The organism is Curtobacterium sp. MCBD17_003, assembly GCF_003234885.2.
Taxonomy (GTDB): domain Bacteria; phylum Actinomycetota; class Actinomycetes; order Actinomycetales; family Microbacteriaceae; genus Curtobacterium.
Genome location: NZ_CP126275.1, coordinates 2,847,979 through 2,861,754, shown reverse-complemented (window position 1 = coordinate 2,861,754; position 13,776 = coordinate 2,847,979). Strand labels below are relative to the sequence as shown.

At 68.3% G+C, this 13,776-nt stretch carries 14 protein-coding genes; 7 read left to right on the top strand and 7 right to left on the bottom strand.

Annotated elements, in window-relative coordinates:
• Positions 1–191 precede the first annotated feature (191 nt).
• Complete coding sequence (locus tag DEI88_RS13455; protein WP_284183553.1) at positions 192–578, top strand: hypothetical protein; 387 nt, start codon at positions 192–194, stop codon at positions 576–578.
• Between the two features lie 82 nt (positions 579–660).
• Positions 661–867 (top strand): GNAT family N-acetyltransferase, encoded by a 207-nt coding sequence (locus DEI88_RS16460; RefSeq protein ID WP_111072789.1) that lies wholly within the window; start codon positions 661–663, stop codon positions 865–867.
• Positions 868–954: 87 nt separating this feature from the next.
• On the opposite strand, the gene DEI88_RS13450 is transcribed toward DEI88_RS16460, so the two are convergent.
• The 4 genes from DEI88_RS13450 to DEI88_RS13435 form a co-directional block, all read right to left on the bottom strand.
• Positions 955–1,356: a cupin domain-containing protein gene (locus DEI88_RS13450; protein ID WP_111072790.1), complete on the bottom strand. Its 402-nt coding sequence runs from the start codon at positions 1,354–1,356 to the stop codon at positions 955–957.
• Complete coding sequence (locus DEI88_RS13445) at positions 1,353–1,646, bottom strand: carboxymuconolactone decarboxylase family protein (RefSeq protein WP_111072791.1); 294 nt, start codon at positions 1,644–1,646, stop codon at positions 1,353–1,355. The genes DEI88_RS13450 and DEI88_RS13445 overlap by 4 nt, the downstream gene beginning before the upstream one ends.
• 19 nt (positions 1,647–1,665) lie before the next feature.
• Positions 1,666–2,816, bottom strand: a protein-coding gene (locus tag DEI88_RS13440; RefSeq protein WP_111072811.1) for an IS3 family transposase whose coding sequence is annotated in 2 segments (ribosomal slippage) — positions 1,666–2,549 and positions 2,549–2,816 — 1,152 coding nt in all. Because the reading frame shifts where the segments join, the coding sequence is not laid out codon by codon here.
• A gap of 851 nt (positions 2,817–3,667) precedes the next feature.
• Positions 3,668–3,922, bottom strand: coding sequence for a hypothetical protein (locus DEI88_RS13435; RefSeq protein ID WP_111027578.1), 255 nt, complete (start codon positions 3,920–3,922; stop codon positions 3,668–3,670).
• Positions 3,923–4,407: 485 nt separating this feature from the next.
• Here DEI88_RS13435 and DEI88_RS13430 point away from each other — a divergent pair, with 485 nt between their 5' ends.
• Complete coding sequence (locus tag DEI88_RS13430; RefSeq protein ID WP_220038193.1) at positions 4,408–4,893, top strand: FAD-dependent oxidoreductase; 486 nt, start codon at positions 4,408–4,410, stop codon at positions 4,891–4,893.
• Between the two features lie 31 nt (positions 4,894–4,924).
• On the opposite strand, the gene DEI88_RS13425 is transcribed toward DEI88_RS13430, so the two are convergent.
• From DEI88_RS13425 to DEI88_RS13415, 3 genes are read right to left on the bottom strand one after another with little or no spacing between them, the layout of a single operon-like run.
• On the bottom strand, positions 4,925–6,007 hold the full coding sequence (locus DEI88_RS13425) for a class I mannose-6-phosphate isomerase (protein ID WP_111072793.1): 1,083 nt from the start codon (positions 6,005–6,007) through the stop codon (positions 4,925–4,927).
• Positions 6,000–8,090 carry a hypothetical protein gene (locus DEI88_RS13420; RefSeq protein ID WP_111072794.1) on the bottom strand — a complete coding sequence of 697 codons (2,091 nt, stop codon included), beginning with the start codon at positions 8,088–8,090 and terminating at the stop codon, positions 6,000–6,002. Before DEI88_RS13420 ends, DEI88_RS13425 begins: the two co-directional genes overlap by 8 nt.
• 54 nt (positions 8,091–8,144) lie before the next feature.
• Positions 8,145–9,191: a LacI family DNA-binding transcriptional regulator gene (locus DEI88_RS13415; RefSeq protein ID WP_111011384.1), complete on the bottom strand. Its 1,047-nt coding sequence runs from the start codon at positions 9,189–9,191 to the stop codon at positions 8,145–8,147.
• Positions 9,192–9,522: 331 nt separating this feature from the next.
• Between DEI88_RS13415 and DEI88_RS13410 the strand changes: the two genes are divergently transcribed.
• The 4 genes from DEI88_RS13410 to DEI88_RS13395 all read left to right on the top strand — a co-directional run bounded on the left by DEI88_RS13410 (position 9,523) and on the right by DEI88_RS13395 (position 13,776).
• Positions 9,523–10,560 carry an NAD(P)-dependent alcohol dehydrogenase gene (locus DEI88_RS13410; protein WP_111050050.1) on the top strand — a complete coding sequence of 346 codons (1,038 nt, stop codon included), beginning with the start codon at positions 9,523–9,525 and terminating at the stop codon, positions 10,558–10,560.
• 86 nt (positions 10,561–10,646) lie between these two features.
• Positions 10,647–11,975: an extracellular solute-binding protein gene (locus DEI88_RS13405; protein ID WP_111072795.1), complete on the top strand. Its 1,329-nt coding sequence runs from the start codon at positions 10,647–10,649 to the stop codon at positions 11,973–11,975.
• A 2-nt stretch (positions 11,976–11,977) separates the two neighbouring features.
• On the top strand, positions 11,978–12,877 hold the full coding sequence (locus tag DEI88_RS13400) for a carbohydrate ABC transporter permease (protein WP_111014174.1): 900 nt from the start codon (positions 11,978–11,980) through the stop codon (positions 12,875–12,877).
• Complete coding sequence (locus tag DEI88_RS13395; protein WP_111011388.1) at positions 12,877–13,776, top strand: carbohydrate ABC transporter permease; 900 nt, start codon at positions 12,877–12,879, stop codon at positions 13,774–13,776. Before DEI88_RS13400 ends, DEI88_RS13395 begins: the two co-directional genes overlap by 1 nt.

Below are 13,776 nucleotides of genomic sequence, written 5' to 3'. Positions count from 1 at the left end.
TGGTCGCGATCGCAGGGACCTGCGTCACCACCGCCCACACAACCAAGACAAGGATGGCGAGGAACGCGGCACCCCTGCGGAAGGCGGAGTCGACCGTGATCGAGTCCAGGCCCGCTGTCCGAGCTTCAGCTGGGTGGCGGAGGCGGGACGTCTCCGTCGGCTAGTGTCTATCTACGTGAAAGGGGCCGCTCGTGGTCGATCCAAGGACGAATCTGATTCCCGGCCCGACTGCAAGATGGCTGCTGTTCGCGCGGGTGTGGATGTTCGGAATCTTCTTCGTCGACATGCTCACCATGCTCGCGTTCGCGATCTTCGACTTCTCGGCCCTGCGCAATCCTGCCTGGTACGTGATCATGTTCCCGCTGATCGTCGCCTTCGCCATCTCGAATGTCTACTACGCGGTGGTGAAGAAGCGAGAGCTCGCGCAGGGCTACACCACCCTGCCGATGGACTTCCCGAATACTGAAGTGCGCGATCCCGCGACAGGGAACGTGCTGAACGCTGCGGGCCAACCGCTTCCCGACGACTTCAGTCTCAAGCGCGCCCGGGCCGAGTACGCACGCTCCCAGGGTGTCTGAGACCTCAACGGCGGGACAACGCTGCTCGGCCCCGTTGGCGACTGATCGGATCCGGTCCACGCCTGTCACCAAGTAGGAGGCCCTGGCAGCAGCTGAAGCGGCGACACTTCTCGCCCTGGGCATCGGTGCTGCCGTCCTCTCATGGGTTCTGGATGAGGCCGCGAAAGCCCAGCGCGGAACGTTGCTGCAGGTACACAAGCTGAACGCACCAGCGCGCCGCTTGTACGAACGGCTCGGGTTCGTTCGGTTCGACGATACAGAGACGCATCACCTGCTTCGACGCGAGTGAATCCAACGTCCCGGCGAGGGATCGTCAAATGGAACGAGCGAGACCGCTGCGTTGCGCAGGGGTCTCGCTCGTTGGTGGTGGTGTGGGTCAGTGCCCGTTGAACTCGTCGTCGGTGATGTGTTCGAACCACGTCGTGGTGGTGGCGGGATCGTCACCGTTCTCGAGCATCGCGATGTGCTCCATGAACACTCCGGGCGCTGCTGCGTGGAAGTGTTCTTGGCCGGGCGGGGTGTAGATCGTCTGGCCGGGGTGCACGTCGATGATCTGACCGTCGCGTGTTCCGAAGCGGCCGATGCCCGCGGTGACGCGGAGGTACTGGCCCTTCTCGTGGGAGTGCCACGCTGTGCGGGCGCCGGGGGCGAAGCGAACGGTCGCGACGACCATGTGCTGCCCGTCCTCGTGGGGGAGCGCGATGGGGTCGAGCCAGACGTCTCCGGCGAACTGCTCGGGCGGGTTTTTCAAGGTTGGTGTTGCGGGCTCGGTGTTCACTGTTCCTCCGGTGCGAAGAGTTGCTTCGCGACGCCCATCGCTGCCATGCCGTTGGGCCAGCCGGCGTAGAGCGTCACGTGGGTGATGGCTTCGATCAGTTCGTCTTGGGTGACGCCGTTCTCGACTGCGCGGCCGAGGTGGAAGCGGAGCTGTTCAGTGTTCCCGCCGGCGGTGAGGACCGCGACGGTGATGAGGCTTCGGTCTCGTGCGGACAGTTCCGGTCGGTTCCAGACGTCGGCGAAGAGGACGTCATCGGTGAGTTCGGCGAGCTTCGGGGGGGACTGCTGCAGGTTTCGTTGACTCGTTGGTTTAGGCCGCGAGTGCGACCGATGGATTGATGATTGCTTCGTACTCGATCGGGGTCAACTTCCCGAGGCCCCGCTGCCGGCGTTTCCGGTGGTACGTGCCCTCGATCCAATGCACTATCGCCAGCCGGAGCTGCTCCCGACTGCTCCATCGATGGCGGTTCAGGACGTTCTTCTGCAGGAGCGCGAAGAAGGATTCCATTGCGGCGTTGTCCGCGCACGCGCCGACCCTGCCCATCGATCCCAGGAGCCCGGCATCCGAGAGCGCGCGGACGAACTTGTTGGAACGAAATTGGCTACCTCGGTCCGAGTGAACGACCGTTCCTGATGGGTTCCGGCGGGAGATCGCCATCTGCAACGCCGCGACCGCCAACGAGGAGCGCATCTGATCGCTGATGGAGTAGCCCACGATCCGGCGGGAACAGGCGTCCTTGATCGCGCAGAGGTAGAGCTTGCCCTCGCTGGTGTTGTGCTCGGTGATGTCCGTCAGCCAGAGCCGGTCCAGGTCCGGCGCGGTGAATGTCCGCCGGACTCGGTCATCGTGCACGGGAGGTCCGGCTTTCCGGGTCAGGCCCCGCTTCTTCGCATGCAGCGACCAGAGCCGCTGCTGCGAGCACAATCGCCACACCCGCCGCTCGGACACCTGGTGGCCGGCGGCTCGAAGGTCGTCAGCGAGGAACCGGTACCCGAACGTTGGGTCGTCGTGGTGGACGTCGACCGCGGCGTTGATCCAGTGCGCATCCGCCCAGTCCCGGTCCGTCACCGGGCCGCTTCGCCAGGCGTAGTACGCCTGCTTGGAGAACCCCAGCACCCGGCAGGTCACCGCGACGGGGATCCCGTCGACGGCCAGTTCGCGGACCAGCGGGTACATCATTTTGGGAGGTGCGCCTGGGAGAGATACGCCGCGGCGCGGCGGAGGATCTCGTTCTCCTGCTCGAGCAGCCGGTTCCGTTTCCGCAACTCCCGCAGCTCCGCGCCCTCGGCACTGGTGACGCCAGGCTTGACGCCGTCATCGACGTCCGCGCGACGGAGCCAGTTCGTCACCGTTCCTTCGGATATCCCGAAGTCCTTCGCGACCTGCGTCAACGGGATCTCGCCCCGACGAGCGACCGCGACAACGTCGCGTCGGAACTCCTCCGGATAGGGCCTGGGCATGATCAGCATCCTTCCACCGAGGACCGAATCCTCAGAGGTCAGGAGTCAACCGAACCTGCAGCAGTCCCGAATAACATATTAGTGAGGGTGTGCGCGGCATCAAAACGCCGGGCACACCCTCACTAATTGTTAGGCGTCACGGACCGGTCACTCCAAAGGAATGCAATCCGCTTGTGACGAGCATTCCAATCGGGAAAGATAGCACCATGACTAGACCGATGCATATTGCAAGCCCATTCGCCCACTCTAGCCGTAGCCCGCGGACATATAGAATGAGCAGGAGTAACGCGGCAATTGTTCCTACTGGGACTGCTATAGCTGAAATCAAAGCCCAGTTCGTGTCGCTCAGCGGCGAATAACCAATCGGGAGAACGGCGACATCGTTCAGCGCAAAGAGTGCGGAGACTGCGAGTGCCCAAGTTGCCTTGGTGGCAGCGTGAGGGACTGGGACCGACTGGTGCGCGGAAGACTCCGCCTGAAAGTCCGCCGGATACCTTGGTCTGCGACCCGCCCAGGCTGACCCGTCCCAGTACCGCACATACCACGGGTCCGGATCGTCGTACCAGCCCGGTTCCTGGTTCATGCACGTAGCATAGAGCCACTTGCTGTGGCGACCACTACGAGGCGCCAAAGCAGCGGCGGAGGCTCGGTTAGCGTATTTTGCGGTTCGATCCGAGCGCCCGACGATTCCGAAAGAGGCCTTGTAGATCCGACCAAAAGCTCCTACCTGCCGTTCCTGCAGGTCATTGTGCAACGCGCAGCCGCCGATGTCGGTCGGTGAGCACGGCTGGGGCCACAAGCGGGCCAGCGCGGCACCGTTTCGCACCATCTGAATGCCGTACGGCCCGGTGTCACCGCTCGCGGCCCTCATCGCCGCGATCGCGGCCACGGTCGTCCTGCTGCTGCTCGCGCTGCCCGGCTGCGCGCTCCTTCGCCTCAGGAGACACGCCGGCGTCCGGGTCGACACCGGCGGCGCGTATCGTGTCGCGCTCCCGCTCGGCACGCGTCCGGTCGGCCGCCTTCGTGACCTCGTTGGTGGCCGCCTTCGCCACACGACCGATCGCCCGGCCGACGTGACCGAACGCCTCTTCCCCTGCGTCGCTCATCGCGGCTCCTCCCTGTGTGACCCGCGGGCTCGCGGCAGTCGTCATGCCCTGCTTTGCGGCGCGAACGTCAGCGGCTGCCTGCGAGGCCCGCTGGGCCTCGCGCTGCCGGTCCTCTACCGTGGCCGGTGGCCGCGTCGTCAGCTTCGCGGCCTTCCCCGTAGCCGTGACCCGGGCGGCGAGCTGCCGATCTTCTGCTCACGGAAGGCTGCGGGGATCGCCTGGGTCTCGGCCGCGTCCACGCGGTACCGAGCCCGGAAGGTGTCCACCTCCGCAGCGAGACGGGTCCACTCGCCGCGGCGCTCGACGTCGGCGGGGGCGTCCCCGAGCTGCCGTGCGTCAGACAGCAACAAGTACGACCCAAGCTGGGTCGCCGCAACGTCACTCGAACAGGAACGTCTCGTTCCTGACGAAGCGCCCTCTACGCACTCGAGCCCGGAACGGGCTTCCTCGCACACCGGGAGGCCGGGAACGTCATCCACACCTACGTGATCTTGTCCCACCCGCTGGCATGGTTCGACGGCATCGACTTCGCCGACGCCGACGTCACTCGCGCCCGCATCGCTGCCGAGTTCGATGGATGGGCACCGGAACTCACCGCGCTCGTCACGGACAGCGACACGGCGCCCGTCCTCCGCAGCATCCACGAGCTCCCCGACCGGCACCGTTGGGTCCGGGTCCCGGGCGTGACACTCCTCGGTGACGCCGCGCACGTCACGGTGCCCGGTGGCGAGGGCGCGAACATCGCCATGCTCGACGGGGCGGAGCTCGGCGAGGCCATCGCCGCACAGCCGGACGATCTGGAGGCAGCGCTGGCCTCGTACGAGGCCGTCATGTTCGAGCGCAGCGAAGCCGAGGCCGCCGCCGCACATGAGACCGTGGATCTGGTGTTCGGCACCGGGGCTCCCCACGCACTGGCATCGCTGTTCGCTGGCGGCGACCCGGTCGGTGACGACGTGACGCAGTCGCGGTGAAGCGTCACGGCGCCCCCATCGGCGCCCGGACTCACGGCCGCGGCGGGAGCGCCCGGATGACGTCGAGCCCGGGGGAGAGCTCGACGTCGCCCACGGCGAACGGCACGAGCACCGTGTCACCCGCGGCGAGCGGGAGCGTGCCCGACCCGGACCCCATCGTCCCGCTGCCGCCGACGACCACGACGACCGCGAACGCCGCCGGCAGGCGCACGGGTTCCGTCGTGCGGATCCGTTCGGCGCGGAAGAACGGGTCCGCGGCGGGTGGGAACACGGAGGCGGTGGTGTCGTCCGGTGCGGCGGGGTCGCCGACCAGCCGGGCGACGTCCTCCGCGGTCCACGCGCGACGGTCGAGCGCCTGGAGCGATTCGTGCAGGTCGTTCCCCATGAGCGCCGTGGACGCGTCCAGTCCCGGGTAGCCGTCGTACTCGAGCAGGATCGACAGGTCCGCGGGCTGCTGCAGCTCCACGAGCGTGATGCCGGGGCCGATCGCGTGCGGCACCCCCGCGGGCACGAGCAACACGGACCCGGGCTGCAGCGGCACGCGGTGCATCGCGGCGAGCATCGCGCCGGCGTCCTGCTCCGCGAACCAGGCTGCGGCGTCGGCCTCGGAGACCTCGCGGGTGAACCCGAGGGACGCGTAGCCGTCGACGCCGTCCGCCACGGCGAGCACGATCCACGCCTCGGTCTTGCCGCGGGGCTCGCCGAGGTGGGTGCGGGCGTGGTCGTCGTCCGGGTGGAAGTGCACGAACAGGCGCTCCGCCGTGTCGAGCAGCTTGACGAGGAGCATCGTCTCGGCACCGAACCGGGCGACGTGCTCCGGGCCGAGGAACCCCTGGGGGTCGGCCCGGACGGCGTCGCGGAGCGTCAGTCCCGGCGCGAGTTCGGTGAGGCCCACGTGATCGGACCCGTGCACGGTCGTGACCGAGGCCACGAAGTCCTCGGGTGTGTACGGGTCCACCTCGGATTCGGGGAGGCCGCGGAAGCGCGCGATGCCGGCGCCGCCCCGGTAGGGCCGGGCTGGCGGCTGGTTCGCGGCGAGGCGGATGGGGGCAGCGGACCAGTCGGCTCCTGCAGCGTCGTCCGCTGCGTCGTGCGGCTCAGGTCGGTCAGGCAAGGTGCACCACCGCGTAGAGGTCGAGGGTCGGGATGGTCACACGCGCGACGCCGTCGGCGAGGTGCACGGGCGCGGTCTCGGGGGCGAGGCCCGGCCGGTGGACGGTCGCGGTCGTGATCGCGCGATCCGTGCGGACGCCGATCTCGAAGTCGAGCCGGCACTGGACGGCGTCGTCGGCCTCCTGGTAGTCGAAGTTGACGACGTGGACGGCGAGCGTGTCGTCGGGCAGCTGGTGGACGTTGACGGCCATCGCCTCATCGAACTCGCCGAGGACGTCCTGCGGTACCAGGTCGGGGATCGCGTGCACGTCGTCGAGGTGGGTCGTCCCGGCGTGGGTGAGCAGGGCCTCCCGGTCGACCGCCGGCAACTCGGTGCCGTAGGCGCCGTTGACCACGACGCGTCCACCCTGGTCGAGATAGCCGAGGAGCGCCTCGTGTTGGCGGGCGCTCATGTTCCACGCGTCCGGTACGACGACGGTCGCGTACGGGGCGAAGGTCGCTGCCACCGTGTCGTCCTGGCGGAGGCCCTCGTCCGGCAGGACGATCGCGTCGAAGGTGCGGCCGGACCGGCTCAGGCACTCGATGGTCTCCCAGTACGAGGAGGCGCGTGCGTCGACCGCCTCGACGGGCTCGAACCAGCGGCCGTCGTCGCTGAACATGTCCGAGTCCATCATCGCCCGCATGACGCTGGGGACGGAGTAGACGACGGCGGTGCTGTGCACGGAGACGTTCGACGTGACGGCGTCGAGACCGACGAGCGCCTGACCGGTCTCGACCGCCAGGTCCTTCGGCACCCAGTAGGAGTCCTTCACCTCGGTCCCGAGCCACGAGCCGTACGGCAGGGACATGTTCGCGCCCATCGCGTTCGCCTCGAAGATCGACAGGCGGAACAGGTCGTGGGCGCGTCCTCGCTGGATGCGGCGGAGCAGGTCCTCGGTGATGCCGCCGTACGGGTTCTCGACCGCGACGAGCGGACGTCCACGGCTCATCCCGACGCCGTGGCGGAAGTACCAGGGCTGCTGGTACTTCGTCTCGCGCATCTCCGTGACGAGCACGTCGACGTCGTCGACCATCGCCTCGTAGAACGGCGCGCAGTCGTAGAAGTTGCCGGCGACGCGGACCTGCTTGCCCTGCGACGCCGCGTACTCCTTCACGTACGAGGCGACCTCGTGGAACGTCTCGGTGATCGCGATCTGCAGGAAGCGGCAGTACTCGGCGTACAGCGGGTACGTCTGCGGGGCGGTGCCCGTCCGGTACCCCTGGTCGAGCAGCCACTGCCGGTAGTCGAACGTGGCGAGGTCGACCCCGGCGAGTTCCGTCGGGGGCGTGTCGAGGGTCTGCAGGTACGCCCGGAACCCCTTGACGCAGTCCTTGCAGAAGCAGCCGCCGTAGCGCAGGGCGAGCAGTGGCACGTCGGTCTCGTCGAGCTGGACCCCGGGCGCCCCGGCGTCGATCTGGACGCGGATGACCGCCTTGAGGTACTCGCGCCAGACCGGGTTGTTCCGGTCGGCGAGGTAGCAGGACTGGCCCGTGCCGTCGACCTCCACCCAGTGCGCGTGCAGGGGGCGGCCCTCGAGGTCGCGGGACACGACCTCCTCCCACAGGTCGGTGACCTGGTCGCCGTCGCTGTTGACGAGGCCGTCGGGGAAGTAGTGGCGGAACGGCTTCCAGTCGGCCGGTCCGGTGTCGGTCGAGAACTCGCGGAGGCCCATCGTCGTGCGCGTGCCGACGTCCCGCAGCTGGTTCTGGGCCAGCACGCGACCGTCCTCGACCTCGGCGGGGAACTCCCACGCCTGCGCCTCGAACACGATGCCGAACAGGTCGACGCCGCGCTCCTTCGTGTACGCGATGAACTCCGACTCGTTGACGTAGCCGTGCTGGCGGAACCGCTGCGGGATCGGCCCGAACGCCTCGTCCTCCAGGTACGGGAGGCTGATCACGCCGCCGCCGAGGCCGGCCCAGACGAGCATCGTCCCACCCATCTCGACGACGTCGTCCGCCATCGTGAGCCGCCGCGGGGGCATGCTCGGGTGGTAGCAGTGCTCGTTCGGGTACCAGCCGTCGAAGTAGATACCGCGTTCCATGTGTCGCTCTTCCTCCCACAGCGTCGTGGGCACGTGACGGGTCCGACCCGTCGGTCAGCTCCCGATGACGGGAGTGTCCATGAACCGGGCAGCGGCGCTGCGCCGGATGACCACGTCGACCGGGACCACCTGGGACCGCGTGTCGTCGTCGAGTGTGAGCACCATCCGCGCCGCCGACTGGCCCATGCCCCAGGCCGGCTGCGCCGCGACGGTGATCGCCGGGTCGACGAGGCGCGCCCACGGCACGTCGTCGAACATGACCAGCGAGAGGTCCTCGGGCACGCGGAGACCGCGGTCGCGGACCGCGGCCAGCACCGCCTCGCCGAGGATGTTGTTCGAGGCGAGGAGCGCGGTCGGCGGCACCGCCGAGTCGAGGAGGCGGATCGCGCTCGCGTAGGCGGTGTCCCGGGTGAACCGGGTGCGCACGACGAGCTCGTCGATCACGGGGACGCCCGCCTGCTCGTGGGCGAGCCGGTACCCCGCCTCGCGCTGGCTGCCCGTCGTGAGTTGGGAAGGCCCACCGAGGTACCCGATCCGCTCGTGCCCCAGGGCGAGGAGGTACTCCGTCAGTCGGCGGGCGCCCCCGAGGTTGTCCGCCAGGATGGACGGCACGTCGAGGTCGGCCATCGTCCGGTCGGCGAACAGCACGTTGATGCCGATCGCCCGCGCGGTCTCCCACGCGTCGAGGTTGCTCCCCGTGGGGAAGGCGATGATCCCGTCCACGCGTTGCTCGACGAGCAGGTCGATGTACTCCCGCTCGGTCGCCGGGTCCTCGCCGCTCGCGCAGAGGATCACGTGGCGTCCGAGCTCCTTGGCGCTCGCGAGGACCCCCTGGGCGAACTCCCCGTAGAAGTTGTTCGAGATGTCGGTGACGATGAGGCCGATGTTGTTCGTCGTCCGTCGTTTCAGGTCGCGACCGAGCGCGCTCGGACGGTAATGCAGGTCCTTGGCCGCCGCCTCCACCCGCTGGCGCGTGGCCGGGGCGACCGCTCCGACGTTCGAGAAGACCCGCGACACCGTGCCCATGCCGACGCCGGCCGCCTCGGCGACCTCGCGCATCGTGACCTGGCCCCGCTTGGGGCGTTGCGTGCTGTCGGTCATCCGTCGCTCCTCCCTGACGCGGCGCTCGCCGCGTGCCCTGCATAGCGCAGAGCGACAGGGACGACGTCCCGAGCGGGGGCAGCGGCGTTGCGTGGCATCGCGTCCCTCCTCGGGTAGGCAACAGAAAGTGGAACCGTTTCCACATCGAACAGTAGGAGGATCGCGTTGGCGCTGTCAATGGTGGCGGGCTCGGAGGCCCGATTCCGCCATATTTCTTGGCCAGAGGAGTTGACAACCCTCGGCGCGCGTGCGCATTGTTGGAACCGTTACCACTCAGCATCGATGCTGTGAGGGTCCGAGGAGCCGCGATGGCGCGGCCGGAGAGGTCCACATGACTGCACCATCCGCCTCCGTCGCGGAGCACATGCGGGCGAGCGTCCTGCACGCCCCCGGCGACGTCCGTGTCGACACCGTGCCGGTGCCCCGACTCGATCCCGACCAGGTCCTGGTCCGGATCGCCGCCGTCGGCGTCTGCGGCTCGGATGTCCACTACTTCCACGAGGGCCGCATCGGCTCGTTCGTCGTCGAGCAGCCGATGATCCTCGGGCACGAGTCGGCGGGCACGATCGTCGCCGTCGGGGCCGCGGTCTCACCGGACCGCGTCGGCGAGCGCGTGTCGATCGAGCCGCAGCGCGCCTGCCGACACTGCGACCAGTGCAAGCACGGCCGCTACAACCTCTGCACCTCGATGGAGTTCTACGCGACGCCGCCGATCGACGGCGCGTTCGCGGAGTACGCCGCCATCCAGACCGATTACGCCCATCCGATCCCGGACACGATGTCGATCGAGGCCGCGGCGCTCTGCGAGCCGCTCAGCGTCGGCATCTGGGCCAACCAGAAGGCGCAGACCGCGCCCGGGAGCTCGGTGTTCATCGCCGGGGCCGGGCCGATCGGTGTCATCGCCGCGCAGGTCGCTCGCGCGTTCGGTGCGACGCGGATCATCGTCAGCGACCCGGTGGCCGAACGCCGGGAGGTCGCACTCCGCTTCGGCGCGACGGAGGTCGTCGACCCGATGGTCGTCGACGTCGCGACCGCCGACTACGAGGTCGACGCCTTCATCGACGCGTCCGGCGCCGAACCCGCCGTCCGCGCCGGCATCCACGCCGTCGCGCCCGCGGGTCGTGTCGTCCTCGTCGGCATGGGCGCGGACGAGATCCGGCTCCCCGTGTCCCGCATCCAGAACCGCGAGCTCGTCGTCACCGGGGTGTTCCGGTACGCGAACACGTGGCCGATCGCCATCCGGCTCATCGCAGCCGGGCTCGTCGACGTGGACGCACTCGTCACCGGTCGGTTCGGCCTCGACGAGGTCGAGGCCGCGCTCGACGCGGCGACGCGCCCCGACACGCTCAAGGCCGTCGTCGTCCCCTGATCTCCCGTCGCCCGTTTCGTGGCCTCGGCCCGTCCATCCGGACGTCCCCGCAACACACCATCCCGAGACTCCTGAGGAGTACCCCCATGAAGATCCCCGCATCGTCGCGGCCGATCACCCGCGGACGACTGATCCGCCGGACCGCCGCCACCGTCGCCGCGGCAGCCGTCGCGATCTCCCTCGCCGCGTGCAGCGCCGGCGGCAGCGGCTCGTCCAGCAGCGCCATCACGGCCTGGAGCACCACCGCCGACAAGCCGAACATCCAGCCGTCCATCGCGACGTGGAACAAGGCGCACCCCGACCAGAAGATCACCGACTCGTACTTCGGCACGAACGACTTCAAGGACAAGATCCGCACCGCGATCAACTCGCCGCAGGCACCCACGCTCGTCTACAACTGGGGCGGCGGCACGCTCAAGTCGTACGTCAAGGCCGGGCTCGTCAAGGACCTCAGCAGCGACCTCAAGTCGGACACGTCCTTCACCGACAAGATCGTGCCCTCGATCGCGGACACCGGCAAGGTGAACGGCAAGACCTACGCGATCCCCGCGAGTTCCACCGCGCCCGTGGTCCTGTACATGAACAAGGACGTGCTGCAGAAGGCCGGCATCAGCGAGGCTCCGGCCACCTGGGACGACCTGCTCAAGGACGTCAAGAAGCTCCGCGCGGCCGGGGTGGCCCCGATCTCGCTCGGTGGTCAGAGCAAGTGGCCGTACCTCATGTACATCGAGTACCTCGTCGACCGGATCGGCGGCCCTGCTCCGTTCCAGGCGATCCTCGACAACAAGCCGAACGCCTGGTCCGACCCCGCCGTGATCCAGGCCACGACGATGATCCAGCAGCTCATCAAGGCCGGGGGCTTCGCGGACGGGTTCGCGTCGGTGTCTGCCGACACGAACGCCGACCTCGCGCTCATGGTGACGGGCCGCGCGGGCTTCCTCCTCCAGGGCACCTGGGCCTACTCGGGTATCTCGTCGATCGACCCGAACTTCGTCAAGAGCGGCAAGCTCGAGGTCGCACCGTTCCCCGCGGTCTCCGGCGGCAAGGGCGACCCGGAGGACATCGCGGGCAACCCCTCGGTCTACTGGTCGGTGTCGTCCAAGGCGTCCGCCGCCCAGACGAAGGCCGCGCTGCACTACGTGACCAAGAGCGTCTGGAACGACTCGTACGTGAACACGATGATCGGGCAGGGGCAAATCCCGCCGGTCACCGGGGTGTCGTCGAGGCTCAAGGGCGACTTCGCCAAGCAGGCGGAGCAGATGATCACGGACGCGCCGCACTTCCAGCAGTCCTGGGACCTCGCGCTCAGCCCCGCCGCCTCGACGGAGTTCTGGACCCAGCTCGACCTGCTCTTCAACCAGTCGGAGACGCCGAAGCAGTTCTCCGACCACATGAACACGACCATCGGCAAGTAGGCATGCGCACACGGAACGGTGGGGCCGTCATCGACGGATCGGCCCCGAGCAGTTGGTTCGTCATCCCCGCACTCGCGATGTTCCTGGCGTTCGCGATCATCCCGCTGGTGATCGCGCTGGGCCTCAGCTTCACGAGTTGGGACGGCCTCACCGCTCCCGTGTTCAACGGGATCCGCAACTGGATCACCCAGCTCGGCGATCCACTGACCTACCACGCGCTGTGGCTCACGCTGCAGGTGATCGTGATCTCGTGGGTGATCCAGACGCCGATGAGCATCCTCGTCGGGGTCTTCGTGTCGGGCAAGCAGCGGTACCGCGCCGTCCTCGCCGCGCTGTACTTCCTGCCCCTGATCCTGTCGTCGGCCGCGATCGCGATCGCGTTCAAGGCGCTGCTCGACCCGAACTACGGCGTCGGTCACGCGTTCGGGTTGCCCGCGCTGTCGAAGGACTGGCTCGGCAGCCCCGCCACGGCGCTGTACGTGGTGATCTTCGTCATCGCGTGGCAGTTCATCCCGTTCCACTCGCTGCTGTACCAAGCCGGCGCGCGCCAGATCCCGGCGTCCCTCTACGAGGCGTCGCAGATCGACGGGGCCGGACGGGTCCGCCAGTTCTTCAGCATCACGCTGCCGCAGCTCCGGAACACGATCATCACGTCCTCGACGCTCATGATCGTCGGGTCCCTGACCTACTTCGACATCGTGTACGTCCTCACGCAGGGCGGCCCCGGGTACGCGACCCGGATCCTCCCACTCGACATGTACCTGACCGGCTTCTCCGCCAGCGACCTCGGCGACGCGAGCGTGCTCGCCGTCATCCTCGTCGTCATCGGATTGGTCATCGCGCTCGCACTCACCCGGTTCAGCGGGTTCAACCGCATGACCAGCGAGCAGGAAGGCGCCTGATGGCGATCGCAAGCGTCCGGGACACCGCCGTGGGCGGATCCACCACGACCCGCACGAACGGCGCCGGTCGGCCACGGCGCACACGGGCCAACCGGAACGTCGTCGGCGCGGTCGCGGCCTGGGTCTGGCTCGCCGTCGTGCTCCTGCCGATCTACTACGTCGTGATCACGAGCATCACCGCGCAGGGCTCGTACTACACGCGGAACCCCCTCGCGCCGCCGACGCACCCGACCCTGGCGAGCTACGCGCTCGTGCTGCAGTCCGGCTTCGGCGTCTACTTCGCGAACAGCGTGATCGTCTCGCTCGTCACCGTCGTCGTGACGACCGCCGTCTGCCTGCTCGCGGCCTACGCGATCGTGCGCTCGCGGCGGTGGATCGTCCGGAGCACCTACTCGCTGTTCCTCCTGGGCCTGGCGATCCCGCTGCAGGCGACCGTCATCCCGCTGTTCTTCGTGCTCGGCCGCGTCGGCCTGTACGACACGCTCGCCGCGGTGATCCTGCCGTCGATCGCCTTCGCGATCCCGATCACGGTCCTCATCCTCGTCAACTTCATCCGCGACATCCCGGGGGAGCTGTTCGAGGCGATGCGGGTCGACGGTGCGGGGCAGTGGGCCATCCTGTGGCGCCTCGTGCTCCCGCTGTCGCGGTCGTCCATCGCGACGGTCGCGATCTACGACGCGCTCCAGGTCTGGAACGGGTTCCTGCTGCCCCTCGTGCTGACGCAGAGCGACGACAAGCGCGTCCTGCCGCTCGCGCTGTGGAACTTCCAGGGGCAGTTCAGCATCAACGTGCCGGCGACGCTCGCGGCGGTCGTGCTCTCCGCGCTGCCGATCCTGGTGCTGTACCTGCTCGCGCGGCGGCAGCTCGTCGCCGGGCTCACCATGGGCGCGGGCAAATGA